This window comes from Streptomyces sp. SUK 48, assembly GCF_009650765.1.
In the GTDB taxonomy this organism is placed as follows: domain Bacteria; phylum Actinomycetota; class Actinomycetes; order Streptomycetales; family Streptomycetaceae; genus Streptomyces.
The window spans coordinates 5,909,628-5,934,117 of record NZ_CP045740.1; the positions used below are offsets into that span (position 1 = coordinate 5,909,628).

The 24,490-nt window shown below is 70.3% G+C and carries 22 protein-coding genes and 1 riboswitch; of the genes, 17 read left to right on the top strand and 5 right to left on the bottom strand.

The features are described from left to right. Positions 1-110 precede the first annotated feature (110 nt). The 4 genes from coxB (at position 111) to GHR20_RS26090 (ending at position 4,619) form a co-directional block, all read left to right on the top strand. On the top strand, positions 111-1,070 hold the full coding sequence (gene coxB / locus GHR20_RS26075) for a cytochrome c oxidase subunit II (protein ID WP_111582342.1): 960 nt from the start codon (positions 111-113) through the stop codon (positions 1,068-1,070). Then, positions 1,067-2,800 carry a cytochrome c oxidase subunit I gene (ctaD, locus tag GHR20_RS26080; protein WP_111582343.1) on the top strand — a complete coding sequence of 578 codons (1,734 nt, stop codon included), beginning with the start codon at positions 1,067-1,069 and terminating at the stop codon, positions 2,798-2,800. The genes coxB and ctaD overlap by 4 nt, the downstream gene beginning before the upstream one ends. Then, positions 2,797-3,195 carry a cytochrome c oxidase subunit 4 gene (locus GHR20_RS26085; protein WP_046421283.1) on the top strand — a complete coding sequence of 133 codons (399 nt, stop codon included), beginning with the start codon at positions 2,797-2,799 and terminating at the stop codon, positions 3,193-3,195. The genes ctaD and GHR20_RS26085 overlap by 4 nt, the downstream gene beginning before the upstream one ends. A gap of 164 nt (positions 3,196-3,359) precedes the next feature. Continuing rightward, entirely contained in the window at positions 3,360-4,619 is a 1,260-nt protein-coding gene (locus GHR20_RS26090; protein WP_153814547.1) for an Ig-like domain-containing protein, read from the top strand. A gap of 56 nt (positions 4,620-4,675) precedes the next feature. Here GHR20_RS26090 and GHR20_RS26095 read toward each other — a convergent pair whose 3' ends face one another. Then, on the bottom strand, positions 4,676-5,077 hold the full coding sequence (locus GHR20_RS26095; protein ID WP_111582345.1) for a response regulator: 402 nt from the start codon (positions 5,075-5,077) through the stop codon (positions 4,676-4,678). 157 nt (positions 5,078-5,234) lie between these two features. Here GHR20_RS26095 and GHR20_RS26100 point away from each other — a divergent pair, with 157 nt between their 5' ends. The 6 genes from GHR20_RS26100 to GHR20_RS26125 all read left to right on the top strand — a co-directional run bounded on the left by GHR20_RS26100 (position 5,235) and on the right by GHR20_RS26125 (position 12,351). Continuing rightward, positions 5,235-5,855: a heme-copper oxidase subunit III gene (locus tag GHR20_RS26100; protein WP_111582346.1), complete on the top strand. Its 621-nt coding sequence runs from the start codon at positions 5,235-5,237 to the stop codon at positions 5,853-5,855. 63 nt (positions 5,856-5,918) lie between these two features. Beyond that, complete coding sequence (locus GHR20_RS26105) at positions 5,919-6,731, top strand: c-type cytochrome (RefSeq protein WP_111582347.1); 813 nt, start codon at positions 5,919-5,921, stop codon at positions 6,729-6,731. Then, complete coding sequence (locus GHR20_RS26110) at positions 6,728-7,786, top strand: Rieske 2Fe-2S domain-containing protein (RefSeq protein WP_153814548.1); 1,059 nt, start codon at positions 6,728-6,730, stop codon at positions 7,784-7,786. The genes GHR20_RS26105 and GHR20_RS26110 overlap by 4 nt, the downstream gene beginning before the upstream one ends. Beyond that, a complete protein-coding gene (locus GHR20_RS26115) occupies positions 7,783-9,420 on the top strand; it encodes a cytochrome bc complex cytochrome b subunit (RefSeq protein WP_111582349.1) in 1,638 nt (545 codons plus the stop codon). The genes GHR20_RS26110 and GHR20_RS26115 overlap by 4 nt, the downstream gene beginning before the upstream one ends. Positions 9,421-9,583: 163 nt before the next feature. Further along, positions 9,584-10,648, top strand: a complete 1,065-nt coding sequence (trpD, locus tag GHR20_RS26120; RefSeq protein ID WP_148027402.1) for an anthranilate phosphoribosyltransferase — start codon at positions 9,584-9,586, stop codon at positions 10,646-10,648. Positions 10,649-10,730: 82 nt separating this feature from the next. After that, positions 10,731-10,847, top strand: a riboswitch (SAM riboswitch). 163 nt (positions 10,848-11,010) lie between these two features. Next, positions 11,011-12,351, top strand: coding sequence for an aminotransferase class V-fold PLP-dependent enzyme (locus tag GHR20_RS26125; RefSeq protein WP_153814549.1), 1,341 nt, complete (start codon positions 11,011-11,013; stop codon positions 12,349-12,351). 39 nt (positions 12,352-12,390) lie between these two features. Here the strand turns inward: GHR20_RS26125 and GHR20_RS26130 are convergent, their stop codons facing one another. Then, complete coding sequence (locus GHR20_RS26130; RefSeq protein WP_111582352.1) at positions 12,391-12,672, bottom strand: Lrp/AsnC ligand binding domain-containing protein; 282 nt, start codon at positions 12,670-12,672, stop codon at positions 12,391-12,393. Further along, complete coding sequence (locus GHR20_RS26135; protein WP_194858994.1) at positions 12,669-13,406, bottom strand: rhomboid family intramembrane serine protease; 738 nt, start codon at positions 13,404-13,406, stop codon at positions 12,669-12,671. Before GHR20_RS26135 ends, GHR20_RS26130 begins: the two co-directional genes overlap by 4 nt. A 148-nt stretch (positions 13,407-13,554) precedes the next feature. Between GHR20_RS26135 and GHR20_RS26140 the strand changes: the two genes are divergently transcribed. The 5 genes from GHR20_RS26140 to GHR20_RS26160 all read left to right on the top strand — a co-directional run bounded on the left by GHR20_RS26140 (position 13,555) and on the right by GHR20_RS26160 (position 18,941). After that, complete coding sequence (locus tag GHR20_RS26140; protein WP_111582353.1) at positions 13,555-13,794, top strand: hypothetical protein; 240 nt, start codon at positions 13,555-13,557, stop codon at positions 13,792-13,794. Positions 13,795-13,847: 53 nt separating this feature from the next. Then, positions 13,848-15,191, top strand: coding sequence for an NYN domain-containing protein (locus GHR20_RS26145; protein WP_153814550.1), 1,344 nt, complete (start codon positions 13,848-13,850; stop codon positions 15,189-15,191). A 211-nt stretch (positions 15,192-15,402) separates the two neighbouring features. Next, positions 15,403-16,437 (top strand): C40 family peptidase, encoded by a 1,035-nt coding sequence (locus GHR20_RS26150; RefSeq protein ID WP_111582355.1) that lies wholly within the window; start codon positions 15,403-15,405, stop codon positions 16,435-16,437. Positions 16,438-16,679: 242 nt separating this feature from the next. After that, positions 16,680-17,723, top strand: coding sequence for a C40 family peptidase (locus GHR20_RS26155; RefSeq protein ID WP_194858995.1), 1,044 nt, complete (start codon positions 16,680-16,682; stop codon positions 17,721-17,723). 30 nt (positions 17,724-17,753) lie between these two features. Next, positions 17,754-18,941, top strand: a complete 1,188-nt coding sequence (locus GHR20_RS26160) for a hypothetical protein (protein ID WP_153814551.1) — start codon at positions 17,754-17,756, stop codon at positions 18,939-18,941. Between the two features lie 12 nt (positions 18,942-18,953). Here the strand turns inward: GHR20_RS26160 and GHR20_RS26165 are convergent, their stop codons facing one another. Next, complete coding sequence (locus tag GHR20_RS26165) at positions 18,954-20,183, bottom strand: glycosyltransferase 87 family protein (protein ID WP_153814552.1); 1,230 nt, start codon at positions 20,181-20,183, stop codon at positions 18,954-18,956. Positions 20,184-20,314: 131 nt separating this feature from the next. On the opposite strand from GHR20_RS26165, the gene GHR20_RS26170 reads away from it, so the two are divergent. Then, a complete protein-coding gene (locus GHR20_RS26170) occupies positions 20,315-21,457 on the top strand; it encodes a glycosyltransferase family 4 protein (RefSeq protein WP_153814553.1) in 1,143 nt (380 codons plus the stop codon). 90 nt (positions 21,458-21,547) lie between these two features. Here GHR20_RS26170 and GHR20_RS26175 read toward each other — a convergent pair whose 3' ends face one another. Beyond that, complete coding sequence (locus GHR20_RS26175) at positions 21,548-23,344, bottom strand: AMP-dependent synthetase/ligase (protein ID WP_153814554.1); 1,797 nt, start codon at positions 23,342-23,344, stop codon at positions 21,548-21,550. A gap of 297 nt (positions 23,345-23,641) precedes the next feature. On the opposite strand from GHR20_RS26175, the gene GHR20_RS26180 reads away from it, so the two are divergent. Beyond that, on the top strand, positions 23,642-24,439 hold the full coding sequence (locus GHR20_RS26180) for a metallophosphoesterase (protein WP_153814555.1): 798 nt from the start codon (positions 23,642-23,644) through the stop codon (positions 24,437-24,439). The last annotated feature ends 51 nt before the right edge of the window (positions 24,440-24,490 follow it).

Genomic DNA, 24,490 nt, shown 5'->3' on the forward strand with positions numbered 1-24,490 from the left:
TAGGGTTTGGTCCGCATAAACATCCAAACCCCTGCCCGACGCAGGGCGGCGACCGACCAGCGAGAAGGCCGCAGCCGACCGCGCGGGCGAGACTCTCGGGAAGGCGCTACGTGAGTCCCAACGGCTCCGACCGCTCGCCGCGGCGCCCGATGCGGCGGAAGCTGCTGCAGGCATTGACCGCGGGCCTGGTCCTGGCGACCGCAACCGGTTGCACATACAAGGACTTCCCCCGCCTTGGCATGCCCACCCCGACCACGGAAGAGGCTCCGCGGATCCTCTCCCTGTGGCAGGGCTCCTGGGCTGCCGCGCTCGCCGTCGGCGTGCTGGTGTGGGGCCTGATCCTGTGGAGCGCCATGTTCCACCGGCGCAGCCGCACCAAGGTCGAGGTACCTCCGCAGACCCGGTACAACATGCCGATCGAGGCCCTGTACACGGTGGTCCCGATCATCATCATCTCGGTGCTGTTCTACTTCACGGCCCGGGACGAGACGAAGCTCATGAGCCTCGACAAGAAGCCCGACCTCACGGTCAACGTGGTCGGCTTCCAGTGGAGCTGGGGCTTCAACTACATCGAGAACGTCCCCGGTGTCTCGGGTGACGCGAAGACGGACACCAACCTGTCCGCGATCCCCGACCGGTTCAAGACCGCCTTCCCGGCGAACGCCGGCGGCGTCTACGACGTCGGCACCCCGGGCACGCGCAACCCGCAGACCGGCAACCCTGGTCCGACGCTCTGGCTCCCCAAGGGCAAGACGGTCCGCTTCGTCCTGACCTCGCGTGACGTCATCCACTCCTTCTGGGTGGTGCCGTTCCTCATGAAGCAGGACGTCATCCCGGGCCACACCAACGCCTTCCAGGTGACCCCCAACAAGGAGGGCACCTTCCTCGGCAAGTGCGCCGAGCTCTGCGGCGTCGACCACTCCCGGATGCTGTTCAACGTGAAGGTCGTCTCCCCGGCGGCGTACGAGCAGCACCTCAAGGACCTCGCCAAGAAGGGGCAGACCGGTTACATTCCCGCCGGCATCGCGCAGACGAGCCACGAGAAGAACCGGGAGACGAACAACCTGTGAGCATCCTCAACGAACCCCAGGGTGCCGCGGCCGCTGAAGGCTCGTACGTGGACGAGCTGCCGGTTCGGCGCAAGCAGCCCGGCAATTCCGTGGTGAAGTGGCTGACGACCACCGACCACAAGACGATCGGGACGATGTACCTCGTCACGTCGTTCGCGTTCTTCCTGATCGGCGGCGTCATGGCGCTGCTCATGCGTGCCGAGCTGGCCCGTCCGGGCCTGCAGATCATGACGAACGAGCAGTTCAACCAGGCGTTCACGATGCACGGCACGATCATGCTGCTGATGTTCGCGACGCCGCTCTTCGCGGGCTTCGCGAACTGGATCATGCCGCTGCAGATCGGCGCGCCCGACGTGGCGTTCCCGCGGCTGAACATGTTCGCCTACTGGCTGTACCTGTTCGGCTCGATGATCGCGGTGGGTGGCTTCCTCACCCCCGAGGGCGCGGCCGACTTCGGCTGGTTCGCCTACTCCCCGCTGTCGGACGCGGTCCGCTCGCCGGGCGCCGGCGCCGACATGTGGATCATGGGTCTGGCCATGTCCGGCTTCGGCACCATCCTCGGCTCGGTCAACTTCATCACCACGATCATCTGCATGCGCGCTCCGGGCATGACGATGTTCCGCATGCCGATCTTCGTGTGGAACGTGCTGCTGACCGGTGTGCTGGTCCTGCTGGCCTTCCCGGTGCTGGCCGCCGCGCTGTTCGCCCTGGAGGCGGACCGTAAATTCGGTGCGCATGTCTTCGACGCGGCAAATGGCGGCGCGTTGCTGTGGCAACACCTCTTCTGGTTCTTCGGCCATCCAGAGGTGTACATCATCGCCCTGCCGTTCTTCGGCATCATCTCCGAGGTCATCCCGGTCTTCTCCCGTAAGCCGATGTTCGGCTACATGGGCCTGATCGCCGCGACGATCTCCATCGCGGGTCTGTCCGTGACGGTGTGGGCGCACCACATGTACGTCACCGGCGGTGTGCTGCTGCCGTTCTTCTCCTTCATGACCTTCCTGATCGCGGTACCGACCGGTGTGAAGTTCTTCAACTGGATCGGCACCATGTGGAAGGGCTCGCTGTCCTTCGAGACGCCGATGCTCTGGGCGACCGGCTTCCTGATCACCTTCACGTTCGGTGGTCTGACCGGTGTCATCCTGGCGGCGCCCCCGATGGACTTCCACGTCTCGGACTCGTACTTCGTGGTGGCCCACTTCCACTACGTGGTCTTCGGTACGGTCGTGTTCGCGATGTTCTCCGGCTTCCACTTCTGGTGGCCGAAGTTCACCGGCAAGATGCTGGACGAGCGCCTCGGCAAGATCACCTTCTGGACGCTGTTCATCGGCTTCCACACCACCTTCCTCGTCCAGCACTGGCTGGGCGCCGAGGGGATGCCGCGCCGGTACGCCGACTACCTGGCCGCCGACGGCTTCACCGCGCTGAACACGGTGTCCACCATCGGTTCGTTCGTGCTCGGCCTGTCGATCCTGCCGTTCCTCTACAACATCTGGAAGACGGCCAAGTACGGCAAGCCGGTCGGCGTGGACGACCCGTGGGGCTACGGCCGTTCGCTGGAGTGGGCGACCTCCTGCCCGCCGCCGCGGCACAACTTCACCACCCTGCCGCGGATCCGCAGTGAATCCCCGGCGTTCGACCTGCACCACCCCGAGATCGCCGCGCTCGAGCAGCTCGAGTACGCCGGTCACGCGCCTGCCGTCGCGGACAGCAAGGAGGCCGGCAAGTGAAGATCCAGGGCCGGATGTTCATCTGGCTGAGCTTCTTCATCCTGATCATGGCCGTCGTGTACGGCGTGTGGTCGAAGGAGCCGGCCGGTACCACGGCGCTCTTCCTGGCCTTCGGCCTGTCGATCATGATCGGCTTCTACCTGGGCTTCACCGCCCGCCGGGTGGACGCCGGTGCGCAGGACGACAAGGAGGCCGATGTCGCGGACGACGCGGGCGAGCTGGGCTTCTTCAGCCCGCACAGCTGGCAGCCGCTCATGCTGGGCTTCGGCGGTGCGATCGCCTTCCTCAGCATCGCGGTCGGCTGGTGGCTGATCTACTTCTCGGCGCCGTTCATCGTGATCGGTCTGTTCGGCTGGGTGTTCGAGTACTACCACGGTGAGAACCGCACCCAGTAAGCACGACCCGAGCACCACCCCGGGAGCCCGGACCCTCCGTCAGGAGGGTCCGGGCTCCCGGCCTTTTCCGGTCCCGACCGGGCGTCGCTCGGATGCCGGAGTGTCATTCCCTCGTATGGGTTACGTGCCGCGCCAGTAGGGTCTCCATCTCATAGCGTGATCGTATGAACCACATTCCGCGGACCCGTACCGTCGTCAGCTGTGTCGTGCTGGTGACCGCCCTGGGCGCGGGCATCACCGCCTGCGGTTCGGACGGCGATCCCCTGGCCGCTACGCCGTATGACGCAGCGGGCCTGATCTCCTTCAACGCCCCCACCGAGGTGGGCAAGCGGGCCGACCCGGACAAGCCCCTGGAGGTCAGCGTCAAGGACGAGGGCCGCATCACCGACGTGACCGCCCAGGACTCCACAGGACGCTTTGTGGCGGGCGAACTCACCGCCGACGGCAGTCGCTGGCACAGCACCTCCCCGCTGGCCGCGAGCGCCCACTACACGGTCACGGTGAGCACCGAGGACGGGGACGGGGCACCCGGCCGCAAGGTCCTCAGCTTCGACACCACCCAGCCGACCGCCAAGAAGCAGCTGGGCGTCGCCTTCGGGCCGAAGGCGGGCGAGTACGGCGTCGGGCAGATCATCACCGCCCAGCTCAGCGAGGAGGTCAAGGACCCCGCGCAGCGGGCCGTGGTGGAGCGCGGTCTGCGGGTGGACTCCGTGCCCGCCGTGCCCGGCTCCTGGTACTGGGTGAGCGGCAAGGAGCTGCACTACCGGCCCAAGGACTACTGGCCCGCCCACGCCCAGATCCTGGTGCACAGCAACCTGGACGGCGTGAAGATCGGCGACCGGCTGTGGGGCGGCAGGACGGCCCCGGTGAAGCTCACCACGGGCGACCGCGTCGAGGCCCTCACGGACGCCTCCACGCACGAGATGACGGTGTTCAGGAACGGTGCCGTGATCAATTCCATCCCGGTCACCACCGGCAAGCCCGGCTTCGAGACCCGCAACGGCGTCAAGGTGGTCCTGGAGAAGCAGTACTTCGTACGCATGCGCGGTACCACCGTCGGCATCGCCGAGGGCAGCCGGGACAACTACGACCTGCCGGTGTACTACGCCACCCGCGTCACCTGGTCCGGTGAATATGTGCACGCGGCGCCCTGGTCGGTCGGCTCACAGGGCTACGCCAACGTCAGCCACGGCTGCACCGGCATGAGCACCGCCAACGCGAAGTGGTTCTTCGACACCGTCCACGAGGGTGACGTCGTCCGCGTCGTCAACTCCAAGGGACAGCCGATGGAGCCGTTCGGCAACGGCTTCGGCGACTGGAACATCGCCTGGAAGAAGTGGCGTACGGGCTCCGCGCTGACGGGCACCCAGACCAACGGCCAGTCCTCCGCGGACACCGTCCGCCTCCAGCCAGCGGCCGTGTGAGCAGCGTCTCGACGGGGCGCGAGCCGTGCGCCGGCACGGTCCCGCGCCCCCTCACGCTAGGCGCTCACGAGCCGCCGCTGACGCAGCAGGGCGGCCAGCGAGGCGGCGAACTCCACCGGGTCCACCGGCAGGGTCACCGCGGCGTCCGCACGGCTCCAGGTGGCCAGCCAGGCGTCCTGGGGCCGGCCGATGAGCAGCAGCACGGGCGGGCAGCGGAACACCTCGTCCTTGATCTGCCGGCACACCCCCATGCCGCCCATCGGGACGGCCTCGCCGTCGAGCACGCACACATCGATGCCCCCCCGGTCCAGTTCGCGCAGCACGGCCGCGGGGGTGGCGCACTCCAGGAACTCCACGTACGGCACATCCGGGGCGGGACGCCGCCCGGTGGCCAGCCGTACTTGCTCGCGGGTGTTGGAGTCGTCGCTGTAGACCAGCACGGTGGCGGTCGGCTGCATTGTTCCTCCGGGTCGACGTCGGCGTCGTACGGACAGGACGGACGGGGCCGTTTGGGCGGATGTTACTCCCATGAACACCACGTCAACACCGGTTCGGAGGGCAGCAACACTCCGAACGGCACCCCCCGGAGTGAGGGCGAGATAAGCGACCGACATAATGTCGGTCGTGGCGACAGCAACGACAGTAGAAACCGGGCACGCGCACCCGTCGGTCAACCGGCCGAACCTCACCAGCGTCGGAACCATCATCTGGCTGAGTTCCGAGCTGATGTTCTTCGCGGCCCTCTTCGCGATGTACTTCACCCTCCGGTCGGTGACCGGACCGGCTCACTGGAAGCACATGGCTTCAAGCCTCAATGTGCCTTTCTCCGCGACGAACACCACGATCCTGGTGCTCTCGTCGCTCACCTGTCAGCTCGGCGTGTTCGCGGCCGAGCGGGGCGATGTGAAGAAGCTCCGTGGCTGGTTCATCCTCACCTTCATCATGGGTGCGATCTTCATCGGCGGTCAGATCTACGAGTACACGAGCCTGGTGAAGGAGGACGGCCTCTCGCTCTCCTCCGATCCGTACGGCTCGGTGTTCTACCTGACCACCGGCTTCCACGGCCTGCATGTGACGGGCGGTCTCATCGCCTTCCTGCTGGTCCTCGGCCGCACCTACATGGCCAAGAGGTTCACCCACGAGCAGGCGACGGCCGCCATCGTCGTGTCCTACTACTGGCACTTCGTGGATGTCGTCTGGATCGGCCTCTTCGCCACGATCTATTTGATCAAGTAGCCGGGACCGCTCCCGCTAAGTCCAGAAGCACCGACGCAGAAGATCCTGACACCGGGGTAATCCGTGAAAAAGCTCTCCGCACGACGACGCCATCCGCTGGCGGCGGTCGTCGTCCTACTCCTCGCGCTGGCGGCCACGGGGGGGCTGTACACCGCGTTCGCGCCCGCGGGCAAGGCGCAGGCCGACGCAGGCTCCCAGTCCTTGACCATCAAGGAGGGTAAGAAGCTCTTCGAGGTCGGCTGCGCCAGCTGCCACGGCACCGGTGGGCAGGGCTCCTCCGACGGTCCGAGCCTGGTCGGCGTGGGCGCCGCGGCCGTCGACTTCCAGGTCGGCACCGGCCGTATGCCGGCCGCGACCTCGCAGGGCGCCCAGGTCCCGCGCAAGAAGACCGTGTACACCCAGCCCCAGATCGACCAGCTCGCCGCGTACATCGCGTCGCTGGGCGCCGGTCCGGTGGTGCCGACCAAGCAGCAGTACGGTCCGGACGGCGCGGACATCGCCAAGGGTGGCGAACTGTTCCGCACCAACTGCGCGCAGTGCCACAACTTCACCGGCAAGGGCGGTGCCCTCACCAAGGGCAAGTTCGCCCCCACGTTGGAGGGCGTCGACCCGAAGCACATCTACGAGGCCATGCAGACCGGCCCGCAGAACATGCCGTCCTTCCCGGACACCACGCTGTCCTCGCAGAACAAGAAGGACATCATCGCGTACCTGCACGCGGTCGACAGCAGCGAGACGACGAACCCGGGCGGTCTGGAGCTGGGCGGCCTCGGGCCGGTCAGTGAGGGCCTGTTCGCCTGGATCTTCGGTCTCGGCGTGCTGATCGCCGTCGCCGTCTGGGTCGCCGCTCGGACCGCAAAGGCCAAGAAGTCATGAGTAGCCAAGACATTCCAGAAGAGAACCTGCCCGCTGAGCAGGACCACGCGCATGGCGCGGTAGCGGTCGCGGACGAGGAGAACCCGTTCACCGACCCGGGGCTGCCGCCCCACGAGCACCGCATCCAGGACATCGACGAGCGGGCCGCCAGGCGGTCCGAGCGTATGGTCGCCCTGCTGTTCACGATCTCGATGCTGGCCACCGTCGGCTTCATCGTCTCGTACGTGACGATCCCGCACGACAAGAGCATCTTCGTGTTCCCGATCGGGCACATCAGCGCGCTTAACTTCGCGCTGGGCCTGACCCTGGGCCTGGCGCTGTTCTGCATCGGCGCGGGCGCGGTCCACTGGGCCCGCACCCTGATGTCCGACGTCGAGGTCGCCGACGAGCGGCACGCGATCGCGGCCACTCCCGAGGTCCGGGCGAAGGTCCACGCGGACTTCCGCCAGGGCGCCAAGGAGTCGGCGCTCGGCCGCCGCAAGCTGATCCGCAACACGATGTTCGGCGCGCTGGCCCTGGTGCCGCTCTCCGGCGTCATGCTGCTGCGCGACCTCGGCCCGCTGCCCGGCACCTCGCTGCGGCACACCCTGTGGGCCAAGGGCAAGCGTCTGGTCAACATGAACACCAACCAGCCGCTGCGTCCCGAGGACATCGCGGTGGGCTCCCTCACCTTCGCCAAGCCGGACGGCCTGGAGGAGACGGACGAGGAGTTCCAGAACGAGATGGCCAAGGCCGCGCTGATGATCGTCCGGCTCCAGCCGGACAACATCAAGGACAAGCGCGAGCTCGACTGGTCGCACGAGGGCGTCGTCGCGTTCTCCAAGATCTGCACCCACGTCGGGTGCCCGATCTCGCTGTACGAGCAGCAGACGCACCACGTGCTGTGCCCGTGCCACCAGTCCACCTTCGACCTCTCCGACGGCGCCCGAGTGATCTTCGGCCCCGCCGGCCACGCCCTGCCGCAGCTGCGCATCGGTGTGGACAGTGAGGGTTACCTCCAGGCGCTCGGCGACTTCGAGGAGCCCGTCGGTCCTGCATTCTGGGAGCGCGGATGAGTACTGCAGCGAACGACACCTCCCGCGCACGCGGGAAGGCACCGGCCGGCGAGCGCATCGCCGACTGGGCCGACGGCCGGCTCGGGATCTACTCCCTGGCCAAGGCCAACATGCGCAAGATCTTCCCCGACCACTGGTCGTTCATGCTGGGCGAAGTGTGCATGTACAGCTTCCTCATCATCATCCTGACGGGTGTCTATCTGACACTGTTCTTCCACCCGTCGATGAACGAGGTCGTGTACCACGGCAGCTATGTCCCGCTCCAGGGGCAGATGATGTCGGAGGCGTTCAACTCGACCCTGCACATCTCCTTCGACGTGCGCGGTGGTCTGCTCGTCCGGCAGATCCACCACTGGGCCGCGCTGATCTTCCTCGCCGGCATGTTCGTGCACATGATGCGCGTGTTCTTCACCGGCGCGTTCCGCAAGCCGCGTGAGATCAACTGGCTGTTCGGCTTCCTGCTGTTCGTCCTCGGCATGTTCACCGGTTTCACCGGTTACTCGCTCCCGGACGACCTGCTCTCCGGCACCGGTGTGCGCTTCACCGAGGGTGCGATCCTGTCCATGCCGATCGTCGGCACGTACATCTCGTACTTCCTCTTCGGCGGTCAGTTCCCCGGCCACGACTTCGTCGCCCGGTTCTACTCGATCCACATCCTGCTGCTGCCGGGCATCATGCTCGGCCTGATGGTGGCGCACCTGATCCTGGTCTTCTACCACAAGCACACGCAGTTCGCGGGTCCGGGCAAGACCAACAACAACGTCGTCGGCATGCCGCTGCTGCCGGTCTACATGGCCAAGGCCGGAGGCTTCTTCTTCCTGGTCTTCGGTGTCATCGCGGCCATCGCCGCGGTCGCGCAGATCAACCCGATCTGGGCCATCGGCCCCTACCGGGTCGACCAGGTCTCCACCGGCGCCCAGCCCGACTGGTACATGGGCTTCGCCGAGGGTCTGATCCGCTTCATGCCGGGCTGGGAGATCAACTTCTGGGGCCACACCCTGGTCCTGGGCGTGTTCATCCCGCTGGTCCTCTTCGGTGTGGTGCTGGGCGCGATGGCGGCCTACCCGTTCATCGAGTCCTGGATCACCGGCGACAAGAGCGAGCACCACATCCTGGACCGCCCGCGCAACGCCCCGACCCGTACGGGTCTCGGTGTCGCCTGGGTGACGATGTACATGATCACGCTGGTCGGTGGTGGCAACGACCTGTGGGCCACCCACTTCCACCTGTCGATCAACGCCGTGACCTGGTTCGTGCGGATCTTCTTCTTCGTCGGTCCGGTCATCGCGTTCATCGCCACCAAGCGGATCTGCCTCGGCCTCCAGCGCCGCGACCGCGACAAGGTGCTGCACGGTCGCGAGACCGGCATCATCAAGCGGCTGCCGCACGGTGAGTTCATCGAGGTGCACGAGCCGCTCAGCCAGGAGCAGCTGCACACGCTCACCACGCACACGCAGTACGCGCCGGCCGAGATCGGCCCCGCGGTCGACGAGAACGGTGTCGAGCGCAAGGTGACGGCGTCCGAGAAGCTCCGGGCGAAGCTGTCCAACGCCTACTACGGCGAGGACAACCAGATCCCGAAGCCGACCTCCGAGGAGTACAAGGAGATCACGAGCGGCCACGGCCACCACTGATCCCCGCGTCGCCACGCCACAGAAGGGCCCCGTCCGCGAGCCGGACGGGGCCCTTCCCCGTGCCGGGGGGTCGATAAGGTGGGTACGGGTTCTCCCACCGAACCACCGAACCACCGAGCACGCCTGAGCACCACCGAGCACGACTTTTCCCTAGGAGCGGCTGATGAGCGCTGTGACCCCCGCTGGAGGCGACACCGCGGCGGCCCGCTCCTGGCCCGCCCTGTTGAACGGCCTGCTGACCGGCCAGAACCTGTCCGCGGACGACACCGCCTGGGCGATGGACCTGATCATGCGGGGCGAGGCGACCGACGCCCAGATCGCCGGGTTCATGGTGGCGCTGCGCGCCAAGGGCGAGACCGTCGAGGAGATCTCCGGTCTCGTGCGCACCATGTACGAGCACGCGAACGTGATCGAGGTGCCGGGCCCGGCCGTGGACATCGTCGGCACCGGCGGCGACGGCGCCAAGACGGTGAACATCTCCACCATGTCCTCGATCGTGGTCGCGGGCACCGGCGCCAAGGTCGTCAAGCACGGCAACCGCGCCGCCTCCTCAGCCTCCGGCTCCTCCGACGTCCTGGAGAAGCTGGGCATCAACCTCCAGCTGACCCCGAAGCGGGTCGCCGAGGTCGCCGAGGAGGCCGGCATCACCATCTGCTTCGCGGTGAAGTTCCACCCCTCGCTGCGCCATGTCGCCGCCGCTCGCGGCCAGTTGGGCATCCGTACGACCTTCAATGTGCTCGGCCCGCTGACCAACCCGGCGAAGGTGCGCGCCCAGGCGGTGGGCGTCGCCGATCCGCGGATGGCGCCCGTGGTGGCCGGGGTCTTCGCCGAGCGCGGCAACTCCGCGCTGGTCTTCCGCGGCGACGACGGCCTGGACGAGCTGACCGTCACCGCCACCTCCCGGGTGTGGGTGGTGCGCGACGGCAAGGTGTCCGAGGAGCTCTTCGACCCGCGGGACGTCGGCATCGAGCTGGTCCCCGTGGAGGCCCTGCGCGGCGCGGACGCGGCCTACAACGCGGAGGTGGCCCGCCGGGTGCTGGACGGCGAGCGGGGGGCCGTACGGGACGCGGTGCTGCTGAACTCGGCGGCGGCCCTCGTGGCCCTGGAGCCGGCCGACGCCCCGCTCACGGAGCAGCTGCGCGCGGGGATGGCGAGGGCGGCCGAGTCCATCGACTCGGGCGCGGCGAAGCGGACCCTGGAGCGCTGGGTGGCCGCCAGCAACGCCTGAGCGCTCTCGCCCGATAGTTGATCGTCCCGCGATCCGGACACGGGTTGCGGGGCATCGATCTTTTCGCGTACGTTCCCTGTCAGGTCATGAGTGACAGTCATGAGGCCCCGGCCGACTGTCCGGCAACCCTCCGTCCGTGGCGGGGTGCCCCGGGTGAGGACCAGGTCGTAGGCAGCGAGGTCTACGGCAAGCGCGGACCCCTCGGGCGCTGTTGACGGCGCCGGGCCAGGGGTCCTGGTCACCGCGAGGGAGCCTCCCGTGAGCAAGCGAATGCGTTAGGGCCGCCGAGCCCCGCCTCCGCGCACCCCTTTCACCTTTCTTCCGTACGCCTCCTTCGGCGTGCGTTCTCACGGGAGTCCCCCATGTCCGTCTCCACCGTTGCCGTCGACCCGTCGATTTCCACCCCGCTGCCCGTTCTGGGACGTGATGTCACCGTTCCGCTCGTCACCGGCGGCACCATCGCCTACGCGGCCCTCGACTACGCGGCCAGCGCCCCCGCCCTCCAGCGCGTCTGGGACGACGTCGCCGCCTACGCGCCGTACTACGGCAGCGTCCACCGGGGCGCCGGGTACCTCTCCCAGTTCTCCACCGACCTGTTCGAGAAGGCGCGCCGCACGGTCGCGGAGTTCCTCGGCTGCCGCGCCGACGACCAGGTGGTCTTCACCCGCTCGACCACGGACTCGCTGAACCTGCTGGCCCGGGCGGTCCCGGCCGGTTGCCAGGTCTTCGTCTTCGAGACCGAGCACCACGCCTCGCTGCTGCCCTGGCGGGACGACCAGGTCACCTACCTGGACGCGCCGCGCAGCCCGCGGGGGGCCGTCGAGACGCTGGAGCGGGCCCTCGCCGACCGGGACCCGTACGGCCCGGCCCTCGTCTGTGTCACCGGTGCCTCCAATGTCACCGGGGAGCTGTGGCCGGTGCGCGAGCTGGCCGCCGCCGCGCACGCCCACGGTGCCCGGATCGTCCTGGACGCCGCCCAGCTGGCCCCGCACCACCCGGTCTCCCTCGCCGGCCTGGACGTCGACTGGGTCGCCTTCTCCGGGCACAAGCTGTACGCCCCGTTCGGCGCGGGCGTGCTGGCCGGGCGCGCGGACTGGCTGCGGGACGCCGAGCCCTACCTCGCGGGCGGCGGCGCCAGCCGCACGGTCGCCCGGCGCGCGGACGGGGGAGTGGAGGTGGAGTGGCACGAGAGCGCCGCCCGGCACGAGGCGGGCTCCCCGAACGTCATCGGCGCCTACGCCGTCGCCTCCGCCTGCCAGGCCCTCACCGAGGCCGGCTGGGACGCGCTGGTCGCCCGCGAGCAGTACCTGATCGACCGGGTGCGCGCGGGCCTCGCCGAGATCCCGCAGGTCAGGGTGTTGTCCCTGTTCGGGGACGACGCCCCGCGGGTCGGCGTGCTCTCCTTCGTGGTGGACGGCTGGAACAGCTCCCACTTCGCGGCCGCGCTCTCCGCCGAGTACGGCATCGGCGTCCGCGACGGCCTCTTCTGCGCCCACCCGCTGCTGCGCACCCTGCTGGGCACCGCCCCCGAGACCCCCGCGGAGTGCGGCGCCCCGTCCCTGAACGCCATCCGCGCGAGCTTCGGCGCGGGCACCCCGGACGAGCATGTGGACCGCTTCGTCACGGCCGTGCGGCAGCTGGTGACCGAGGGTGCGAAGTGGACGTACCGTACGGAGGAGGGGCGCTGCGTGCCGGTGGCGTGACGGGGGCGGACGGCCGGCGGGGCGGCCTTCGGCGGACGGTCAGGAGTCCAGACCGATCGCGAACGCCGCCTCCAGGTCGTGCTGCGAGTACGTCCGGAACGCCACATGCGTGTCCGTCGCCTCGACACCGGGGATCTTGCTGATCCGGCCGGGGATCACATCGGCCAGGTCCTCGTGCTCCCGCACCCGCACCATGGCGATCAGGTCGTACGTACCGGTGACGGAGAAGACCTCGCTCACCGACTCCAGCGAGGCGATCTGCCCGGCGATCTCGGGAATCCGGTCCACGCTGGTCTTGATGAGGACGATCGCGGTGATCACGGCTGGTTCTCTCCCTCGGGGGCCGGTTCAGGTGCGCATTTCACTCTATCCCCACGTCCGAAGCGCACCCACGCGTAGACGAACCCCGCCCCGAACCCCACCAGGTGCGCCAGATACGCCACCCCGGGCCCCTGCACCGAGCGCCCCGCCGCCAGCCACTGGAGCGTCACCCAGAACGGCAGCACGACCCACGCGGGAAAGCGCAGCGGCAGGAAGAAGAGGAACGGCAGGAGACTGGTGACCCGGGCTCGCGGGAACAGGAAGAGAAACGCCCCGAGCACCGCCGAGATCGCCCCCGAGGCGCCCACCAGCGACTGCTCGGAGGTGTCGTTGGCGACGGCGTACCCCAGCAGGGCCAGATAGCCGCAGCCGACGTAGAAGAGGGTGAACTCCACCCGGCCCATCCGCTCCTCGGTCAGCACGCCGAAGACGAGGAGGAAGAGCATGTTGCCGAGCAGATGCACCCAGTTGCCGTGCACGAACAGCGCCGTGACCGGGGTCAGCGCGTGCGTCAGGGGTCCGGCGAACAGCTCGGCCGGGACCACCCCCCAGGTCCGGAAGTACACCCGCTGCGCGTCCTGGAGCACATACCCGGTGCCGTACCCGGGGACGATCCCGGAGGCCGGTCCCAGTGCGAAGATCAGACAGCACAGGGCGATCAGGCCGTACGTCATCGACGCGCCCCGCAGTGCCCTGAAGGTCCTGCCGGCCGCCGCGCTCCACTCGCTGATCATGAACACAGAGCATGACGTAACCGGACGCAAGCTGACAGAGCGCCTCGCCGCCTCGGATGGACGGGCGGCGAGAGGCCGCCAGGCCGTAGGGTTACGAGCCATACGCGTCGGCCCGCCGGCGCGGTCCGACCGACCTGAGAAGGGCACGATGACGGTTCCCCAGCCGACCGCCACGACGCGATGGCGCTGCACCCTGTGCGGCAACCTCACCCGCTTCGACGTCACGCGCTCCTCGAAGGTCGTGGAGTACGTCCACCTCGATCTCGCGGGCGAGCCGACGGTGGAGGAGCGCGAGGTGGTCGATGAGACGATCGAATCGGTGCGCTGCCGCTGGTGCAACGCGGTGGACCAGGTGGAACTCGTGGACAGGCCGGGCACCGACTCCTGACGGGGCCGGGGCCCGAAGAGGCATTTCTTCGGCAAGGTAGTGGGGTGTGACGGATGGTTCAGAGCGAAGGCGGGGGGCCGGGCGACGGCACCGCCGAGGTGCTTGACCGTCCGCTGCCCGACGGGGTGCGGCGCCGGGTCGTCGCGATCGTCTCGGAGTGTTTCGGCAGGCTGACCGTGGCCGAACTGCCCGCACAGCTGCGGCAGTACGCCCGGTTCGCCCCGAATCGTCGCGCGAAGTTCGCCGGGAACGCGATGGCCGCGGCGCTGGAGACCGACACGCTGTTCCGGCAGCGGATCGGCGAGAAGTTCCGGGACGCGCAGCCGGAGTTGGCCGGCGCCCTGGAGGCCGGCTCGGCGCCCGCGGCCGTCGACCCGCTCGATGTGGCGGCGGCGGCCTATGTGCTGCGTCCCGCGGGCTGGGTGAAGCTGGTCACCGCGGCCGGCGAGGAGGCCCAGCGCGCCGACGCCGAGCGGGCCGACGAGGAGAGCCGCGCCGAACTGGAGCGGCTGCGCGCCGAACTGGACCGCGCCCGCGAGCAGACCAGGACCGAGACCGAACGGCTGCGCACGGAGCTGGAGTCGACGAAGCGGGACCTGGAGTCGCTGCACCGCAAGCTGCGCTCGGCGCAGAGCGATGTGCGCCGGGGCGAGGCCGCGCTGCGCAAGGCGCAGGGCGAGATGGACGCCGTACGCGCCGAGGCGGGCACCCGGGCGTCGGCCGCGGAGAGCGAGTCCCGGCGGCTCAAGGCGCGGCTCGGCGAGGCGGAGGCGGCCCTGGAGGCCACCCGCAAGGCCGCCCGCGAGGGGCGCAGCGTGGAGGACATGCGGGTACGGCTGCTGCTCGACACCCTGCTGGACGCCACCCAGGGCCTGCGCCGCGAGCTGGCGCTGCCGCCGGTGTCCGTGCGCCCGGCCGAGACCGTCGACGCGGTGGAGCCGGGCCGGATGACGCCCAAGGACATCGCGGCGCGCGCCCTGTCCGAGCACGACCCGGCGATCCTCGACCAGTTGCTCGCGCTGCCGCAGGCGCATCTGGTCGTCGACGGCTACAACGTGACCAAGACCGGCTATCCGCAGATGCCGCTGGAGAAGCAGCGGCTGCGGCTGCTGGGCCAGTTGTCCGCGCTCGCCGCGCAGACCGGCGCCGAGGTGACCTGCGTCTTCGACGGCGCCGAGCTGGCCGCTCCGGTGCTGCTCGCGCCGCCGCGCGGGGTGCGGGTGCTGTTCTCCAAGCCGGGTGTCACGGCGGATGAGCTGATCCGCCAGCTGGTGCGCGCGGAGCCGCCGGGCCGGCCGGTCATCGTCGCCTCCACCGACCGGGAGGTGGCCGACGGCGTGGCGCGCGCGGGTGCCCGTCCCGTGGCCTCTGCGGTACTTCTGAAGCGACTGTCCTGAAGGCCCAACCGGCGTAGGTAATGCCCGAATTGGCCGCCCCGTCACGCGACGTACGGTCAATCCGCCATCACTGCTCGTGGATTGTGTGCAAAGAATGCATTGCGGCGCGGGAATTTTTGCCGTGAGGATTTGAATGATTACAACATGGTCACTAGGGTCGGGGCTCGAACCTCCGAACGGGTGAACACTCACAAGAAGGAGTTCGTCCTCCGTGGCGTCCCACCGTCGACCCAAGCAGCAGAGCCGTGCACGCGTGACCGTGCTGACCACCGCAGCAGCCGCCGCCGTCGTGCTCAGCGCGAACGCCGCGAACGCCGCGCCGAGCGAGAAGCTCAGCAAGGACCAGGTCAAGTCCAAGGTCGACACGCTGTACGAGCAGGCCGAGCAGGCCACCGAGAAGTACAACGGCGCCAAGGAGAAGCAGCAGAAGCTCCAGAAGGAGATCTCCACGATCCAGGACAACGTCGCGCGGGGTCAGGAAGACCTCAACAAGCTGCGCGACGGCCTGGGTTCGCTGGCCACGGCCCAGTACCGCTCCGGCGGTATCGACCCCTCGGTCCAGCTCTTCCTCTCCTCCAACCCGGACGACTTCCTCGACAAGGCGTCCACCCTCGACCAGCTGAGCAGCCAGCAGGTCGACGCGCTGCGCAAGATCCAGAGCAAGCAGCGCGAGCTCGCCCAGGAGCGCTCCGAGGCCACCGAGAAGCTCAAGGACCTCGCGGACACCCGCACCGAACTGGGCAACAAGAAGAAGGAAGTCCAGGGCAAGCTCGCCGCGGCCCAGAAGATCCTCAACAGCCTCACCGCCAAGGAGAAGGCCGACCTCGCCGCCCAGCAGCAGCGTGCCGACCGCTCCTCCAGCCAGCGGGTGAACCTCGGCGACACCCCGCCCGCCTCCGGCAGGGCCGGTGCCGCCTTCGCCGCCGCCCAGGGCGAGATCGGCAAGCCGTACGTCTACGGTGCCACCGGCCCCTCCTCCTTCGACTGCTCGGGTCTGACCTCCTACGCCTACGCGCAGGCCGGCGTCTCCATCCCGCGCACCTCCGAGGAGCAGGCCAACATCGGCACCCGGATCTACAGCCAGAGCGACCTCCAGGTCGGCGACCTGGTGTTCTTCTACGGCGACATCCACCACGTCGGCCTGTACGCGGGCAACGGCCAGGTGCTGCACGCCCCGCACACCGGTGCCGTCGTGCGCTACGAGGCGATGGCCGACATGCCCTTCCAGTTCGGCGTCCGCGTCTAAACCTCCGACGCACCCGGGGAGGGCGCCCGATCGGGCGAATCCGCGGGACGCAAACTGACTCCACGCCCCGCCGTTGACCTGCGTCAGCGGCGGGGCGTCACTCTTTGTTGCCGTCGCGGTCTTTGGCCGCGCCCCTTCCACACGGCTACTGTCTGCCGCGTTTCCCCGGCGCCGGGGCCTCCCCGTCCCCAGGCGCCGGGGAACGCCGTCCGTGTCAGCCAGTGGAAGGGGTTCGGCAACCCGTGGGGTCCCATCGCCGCCTTGCACCGTCCGGTCAGCGTCGCGCACCGGCCGGATTCGACCGGGGTGCAGCAGCCCTGTGCGCCCTGTCGGCCGCCGCCGCGGCCCTCGGCGCGGTACCGGCGCACGCCGCGCCGCATCGTGACGCCCGCGCCGAGGTGGACCGGCTCTACACCCAGGCCGAGCAGGCGACCCAGGCGTACGACCAGGCCCAGGAGCGCACCGACGCGCTGCGCCGCGAGGTCCGCCACACGCAGGACCGGGTCGCCCGCCGCCAGCAGGACGTCAACGCGCTGCGCGAGGAGCTGGGTTCGCTGGCCGGGGCGCAGTACCGCTCGGGCGGCATCGACCCGGCCGTCGCGCTGCTGTTCTCCGACGACCCGGACGACTACCTCGACAAGGCCGCCACCCTGGACCGGATCAGCGCCCAGGAAGCGGGCCGGCTGCGGGAGTTGCGCTCCGCCCTGCGCGAGCTGGAGCAGGAGCGGGCGGAGGCGGCCGGCGAGCTCGACGCGCTGGACCGCAGCCGCCGGGCGGTCGCCGCGCACAAGCGGACGGTGGAGGCCAAGCTCGCCCGGGCCCGGCAGCTGCTGAACTCGCTGTCCGCGGCCGACCGCGCCGCCTACGACCGGTCCTCCCGCTCGGCCGGCCCCGACCGGCTCGGCCTGCCCGACCTGACCGGCCTGGCCGGCGCCCCCGGCGCGCGTGCCGCCGCGGCCCTGGCCGCCGCCCGCTCCGCGCTCGGCCGCCCTTATGTGTGGGGCGCCAACGGGCCCTCCGGCTTCGACTGTTCGGGCCTGATGCAGTGGTCGTACGCGCACGCCGGCATCCAGCTGCCCCGCACCTCCCAGGAGCAGCGGTTCGCCGGGCGGCGCGTCCCGCTCTCCGAGGCCCGCCCCGGCGACCTGATCGTCTACCGCTCCGACGCCAGCCATGTGGCCATGTACGTCGGCCACGGCCAGGTCATCCACGCGCCCCATCCGGGGGCCGCGGTGCGCTACGACCCGGTGGGGATGATGCCGATCTCCTCGGTGACCCGGCCCTGACGCCCCCGCGGCGCGCCGTACGATCGTGTGATGGCCGGTGGCAGGCGGGTGAGAAGCGTCGGGGCGGCGGCCCTGTGTCTGCTGCTGTCCCTGACCGGGTGCGCCGGGCGGACGGCGGCCGACTCCGCGAAGAGCGAGGTACAGCACCTCCTCGACCTGCGCTCGGCGGCGCTGCTGCGGCATGACGCGGGCGCGTACGGCGCGACGGGCGCGGGCACCGAGTACACCAGGCTGCGCGCCCTGCCGCTGGCCTCCTGGGCGTACCGGATCACCACCCTGCGCCGCACCGCGGCGGGGGCCACCGCGGACGCCGAGCTCAGCTACAGGGTCGCCGGGTACGACCGGGCCCCCGTCGACACCCGGCGCACCCTCACCCTGGCCCGCACCGCCTCCGGCACCTGGTACGTCAGCGCCGACCGGCCCGCCGGCACGTCCGGGCAGCAGCTGTGGGACCAGGGCACGGTGACCGCCGTACCCGGGGCGCACAGTCTCGTGCTCGGCACCGGGCAGTCGGCGGACGATCTGCGCATGTACGCCCGGATGGCCGACGAGGCGGTCCCGGCGGTGTCCAGGGAGTGGGGCACGGACTGGACCCGCCGGGTGGTCGTCCTGGTGCCCAAGTCCCTTCAGGGGATGGCGGGTCTGCTCGGCTCGCCCGCCGCGAACTACCGGGGGATCGCCGCCGTGACCACCGGGGAGGCGGGCGGCGCGGGGCAGACGCCGGCCGACCGGGTGGTGATCAACCCGGACGCGTACGCCGTCCTCGGCGCGATGGGCAAACAGGTCGTCCTCACCCACGAGACCACCCATGTGGCGACCCGCGCCCACACCACCGCGGCCACCCCCCTCTGGCTCTCCGAGGGCTACGCCGACTGGATCGGCTACCTGGGCACCGACCGCACCCCGGCCGAGGCGGCCCCGGAACTGGCCCGCGCCGTCGGTGACGGCCAGGTGCCGGCCGCGCTCCCCACCGACAAGGACTTCGGCTTCACCAGCGACCCCACCGAGCTGGCCCGGGCCTACGAGAGCGGCTGGCTGGCCTGCCGCATGATCGCCGCCCAGTGGAGCCCGGCCCGCCTGGCCGCCTTCTACCGCGCGGTGGGCACCCGCACCACCCGCCCCGGCGCCGTCGCATCCGCCCTGCACGACGTCCTCGGCCTGACTCCGGCCGCCTTCACCACCCGCTGGCAGAGCTACGTCAGGACGGAACTGCGCTGAGGACGCGCGGGCTCAGGGGGAGACCGGGGTCTCCTGACGGGCGGGGAAGGGGTGGAGGGGGGTGGTCGGCGGAGAGGTGGTCGTGCGCCACAGGCGGTGGGCGGCGAGCAGGGTGGCGGTGGCCAGCAGGGCGTTGCGCAGGAGCAGGAGGGTGATGCCGTACCAGTCGCTGGTGACCACGTGCACGAAGCCGACGGGGAACTCCAGGACGGTCAGGAGGGAAGCCGCCAGGACGAGGAGGGCGGGCACGGTCATCCGGGAGGCGCGGTGGGTGAGGCAGACGGCGGCCAGGCCGATCAGCCAGACCAGGTACTGGGGGCTGATCACCCGGCTCGTGGTGGTGAACAGGAGGACGGCGGTCAGCGCCGCGTCCGTCAGGGTGTGCGGCGGGAAGCGGCGGGCCCTCAGACGCCACAGCAGCAGCCAGCCGAACGCGCCCGCCGACAGGGCCAGCGCCGCCGCGCTCACCTCGGGCACGTACGGGCCCAGGAACTCGATCGAGCCGTAGTTCAGCAGCACCTGCCCGCTCCAGCCGAAGTGCCGGGCCACATGGAAGACCAGGGCGCCCAGCGACTCCACCTCCGTACCCCGCTCCCGCTGGAAGGTCAGGAAGGTGAACGCGCCCGGCATCCACAGGGCGAACCCCGCCGCGAGCGCCGCCCCGGTCACCGCCGCCGACCCCCACGCGCGGCGCCGCACCGCACCCGCCAGCAGCAGCGCCGGCCACACCTTCAGCAGCGCCCCGAACGCCGTCAGCGCGCCCATCACCCGGGGATGCCGGGCCCCCGCGAGCAGCGCGGCCACGGCCACCGCGGTCACCATCACGTCGTAGCGCGCGTACACCGTCGGCCCGAGCAGCGGTACGCCCACCACCCACACCCAGGCCCCGCGCCGGGAGCGGCCGGGCCGCCGGGCCGAGCGCAGCAGCAGCGCCAGGACCACCAGGTCGGCGAGGAACGCCAGCACGAAGAAGGCGTGCGGGTAGGACAGGAACGGCAGCAGGCCGGGTGCCAGGATCGCCAGCGCGGCGGCCGGCGGGTACTGCCAGGTGACGTCGTCCAGCGGGAACGTGCCCTGGCGCAGCACCTCGTACCAGTTGCGGTAGATCACCGACACATCGGTGGTGACGTCCGGGCCGGGGAAGACGTACACCCCGAGGACGAAGAGCAGCAGCACCGCACGGGTGACGCACCAGGTCGCGAGCAGGTACGCCGGCGAGCGCCGGGCGTCCTTGGTCTCCACGTGTTCCCCTGCCGTTCGATTCCGTTTCGAGTCCCGTGCCGGGGGACCATGATGTCCCGAGCGCCCCGGACCGTGCCAACGCGGCGGTCGTCGCCCGGCGCCGGACGGCCGATTCGGTAGGGTCGGCGGCGATGCACAAGACCCTGATCGTGACCAACGACTTCCCGCCCCGCCCGGGTGGCATCCAGGCGTTCCTGCACAACATGGCGCTGCGCCTGGACCCCGGCCGGCTGGTCGTCTACGCCTCCACCTGGAAGCGGAGCCGGGAGGGCGTCGAGGCGGCGGCCGCCTTCGACGCCGAGCAGCCCTTCACCGTCGTACGTGACCGTACGACCATGCTGCTGCCCACCCCCGGGGCGACTCGGCGCGCCACCGGGCTGCTGCGCGAGCACGGCTGCACCTCGGTGTGGTTCGGGGCGGCGGCGCCGCTCGGCCTGATGGCCCCCGCGCTGCGCCGGGCCGGTGCCGAGCGCCTGGTGGCCACCACCCACGGGCACGAGGCCGGCTGGGCCCAGCTGCCCGCGGCCCGGCAGCTGCTGCGCCGGATCGGCGAGGGCACGGACACGATCACCTACCTGGGCGAGTACACCCGCTCCCGGATCGCCGGCGCGCTCACCGCCGAGGCGGCCGGGCGGATGGTGCAGCTGCCGCCCGGCGTCGATGAGAAGACCTTCCACCCGGGCTCCGGCGGCGACGAGGTGCGCGCCCGGCTCGGCCTCGCCGACCGCCCGGTCGTCGTGTGCGTCTCCCGGCTGGTGCCGCGCAAGGGCCAGGACACGCTGATCCGGGCCATGCCCCGGATTCTCGCCGCCGAGCCGGACGCGGTGCTGCTGATCGTCGGCGGCGGCCCCTACGAGCAGGACCTGCGCCGCCTCGCCCGGGAGACGGGCGTCGACGCCTCGGTCCGCTTCACCGGCGCCGTCCCCTGGTCCGAGCTGCCCGCCCACTACGGCGCGGGCGACGTCTTCGCCATGCCCTGCCGCACCCGCCGCGGCGGGCTCGACGTGGAGGGCCTCGGCATCGTCTACCTGGAGGCGTCCGCGACCGGTCTGCCGGTCGTCGCGGGCGACTCGGGCGGCGCCCCGGACGCGGTCCTGGACGGCGAGACCGGCTGGGTGGTCCGCGGCGGCGAACCCTTCGACGCCGCCGACCGCATCGTCACCCTGCTCGGCGACCCCGAACTGCGCCGCCGGATGGGGGAGCGGGGCCGCCGGTGGGTGGAGGAGAAGTGGCGCTGGGACCTGCTGGCGGAGCGGCTGAAGGAGCTGCTCTGACCGTCTGCCGGCCGCGAGCCGGCAGGCCGTCGACTCCCGTACCGGGTAAGCCGACTCCCGTACCGGGTGAGCCGCTTGGCGCGAGGCGGCCTACTTCGCGTAGATCGCCTCGATGTCGTCCGCGTAGTCCTTCGCCACCACGTTCCGCTTGAGCTTCAGCGACGGGGTGAGGTGGCCCGAGTCCTCCGTGAACTGGGCGGCGAGGACGCGGAACTTGCGCACCGACTCAGCCTTGGACACCGCCGCGTTGCCGTCGTTCACGGCCTCCTGGATCGCGGCGTTCAGGTCCGGGTCGTCGCGCAGGGACGCCGCCGTGGAACCGGCCGGCTTGCCGTGCTCGGCGGCCCAGCGCGCCAGGAACTCGTCGTCCAGGGTGATCAGCGCGCCGACGAACGGCCGCCCGTCGCCGACCACCATGCACTCCGCGACCAGCGCGTGCGCGCGGATACGGTCCTCGATCACGGCGGGCGCCACGTTCTTGCCGCCCGCCGTGACGATGATCTCCTTCTTGCGGCCGGTGATCCGCAGATAGCCGTCCTCGTCCAGGGTGCCGATGTCCCCGGTGTGGAACCACCCGTCGGCCAGCGCCTCCGCCGTCGCGGCCGGGTTGTTCCAGTACTCCTTGAACAGGTGCTCGCCGTGCAGCAGCACCTCGCCGTCGTCCGCTATCCGCACCACCGAGCCGGGCAGCGGCTGGCCCACCGTGCCGATCTTCTGCCGGTCCCACGGGTTGAACGCGGTCGCCGCGCAGGACTCGGTGAGGCCGTACCCCTCCAGCACCGTGAAGCCGATGCCCCGGAAGAAGTGGCCGAGGCGTTCGCCCAGCGGGGCGCCCCCGGAGATGGCGTACTCGCCCCGCCCGCCGAGGACCGCGCGCAGCTTGCCGTAGACCAGCTTGTCGAAGACCTTGTGCTTGATCCTCAGCCCCAACGACGGCCCGCCCGGGGTGTCCTGGGCCTTGCTGTACGCGATCGCCGTGTCGGCCGCCTTGTCGAAGACGCCGCCCTTGCCGTCCGCCTGCGCCTTGGCCCGCGCGGAGTTGTAGACCTTCTCGAAGACGCGCGGCACACCGAGGATCAACGTCGGCCGGAACGCGGCCAGTTCATCGGTGAGGTGTTTGATGTCCGGGACGCAGCCCAGTTTGATGGGCGCCATCATCGGCGCGATCTGCACCAGGCGGCCGAAGACATGGGCCAGCGGCAGGAAGAGCAGCACCGAGCACTCGCCGGTACGGAACAGCGGGCGCAGCCGCTCCACGATGTTGCCGCACTCCGCGAAGAAGCTGCGGTGGGTGAGCACACAGCCCTTGGGACGGCCGGTGGTGCCACTGGTGTAGACGATGGTGGCCGGGTCGTCGGCGCAGGCGAGCGAGGAACGCTCGTCCACCGTCTCCTCGGACACGTCCTGGCCGAGCCGCTCCAGCTCCTCGATGGCGCCGGCCTCGATCTGCCAGACGTTCTTCAGCGCGGGCAGCGTGTCGCGGACGGCCTCCACGGCGGCCGCGTGCGCGTCCAGCTCCACGACGCAGGCGGTCGCGCCCGAGTCGGAGAGGATCCACTGCACCTGCTCGGGCGAGCTGGTCTCGTACACCGGCACGGTCACCGCGCCCGCGCTCCAGATGGCGAAGTCGAGGAGCGTCCACTCGTAGCGCGTCCGGGACATCAGGCCCACCCGGTCGCCCGGCTGCACCCCGGCGGCGATGAGCCCCTTGGCCGCGGTGTGCACCTCGGCGAGGAACTCCCGGGCCGTCACGTCCTGCCAGATGCCGCCGGACTTGCGGGCGATCACGGCGACGTCGGGATGCTGCGCGGCGTTTCTGCGGACGATGTCGGTCAGGTTTCCGTCCGCAGGGACCTCGTACAAGGCCGGAAGGCTGAACTCGCGCAAGACTGCTGCTCCTCATAGGGCGCCGGCGCCACGACGTTGTGTGCTGCGACGGTGCGGTCCAAGGCTCGGGTGGTGCTCGGGGCTACCGGTGGCTGAAACCCAGAGCACGACTGGACTGCCCGGACGTTACCCGTCGGTATGCGGTTCCCGACAGGGGTTCCCGGCCAGATGTTCGCTGCGTCACACAGGTTGGCTTTCCTTCGCGCACAGTAGTCCACGGCCTCTCCGACCGGCGAGTAACCGCAGGCCACGACCAGGACTGTTCACCTGCGACACACACGCCTACGCTTGATCGCCATGGCACCCACACCCCCTCGAAGCAGCCGCCACCGCGTCCATGTGGTCAGCGATGTGCACGGCAACGCCCGGGACCTGGCGCGGGCCGGCGAGGGTGCCGATGCCCTGATCTGCCTGGGTGACCTGGTGCTCTTCCTCGACTACGCCGACCACTCGCGCGGCATCTTCCCCGACCTGTTCGGCGAGGAGAACGCCGACCGCATCGTGGCGCTGCGCACCGCCCGGCGCTTCGAGGAGGCCCGCGCGTTCGGCGCCGAGCTGTGGGGCGGGATCGAGGGCGACCGCTTCACCGCCATCGAGAAGGCGGTGCGCAAGCAGTACGCCGAACTCTTCGCGGCGTTCCCCACCCCGACGTACGCCACCTACGGCAATGTCGACATGCCGCAGCTGTGGCCGGAATACGCCGGTCCCGGCACCACCGTCCTCGACGCGCGGCGGGTGGAGATCGGCGGCTGGACGTTCGGCTTCGTCGGCGGGGGGCTGCGCACGCCCATGCGGACGCCGTACGAGATCTCCGACGAGGAGTACGCCGCGAAGATCGAGGCGGTCGGCGAGGTCGACGTGCTGTGCACGCACATCCCGCCGGAGGTGCCGGAGCTGGTCTACGACACCGTCGCGCGCCGCTTCGAGCGGGGGAGCCGGGCGCTGCTGGACGCCATCCGGCGTACCCGGCCCCGGTATTCGCTCTTCGGACATGTGCACCAGCCGCTGGCGCGCAGGATGCGGATCGGGGCGACGGAGTGCGTGAACGTGGGGCACTTCGCGAGCAGCGGGCGGCCGTGGGCCCTTGAGTGGTGACGGGGCGAGGACGGGGCCGACGCGGGCGCGCGGTAGCCTTCACGCTGCACA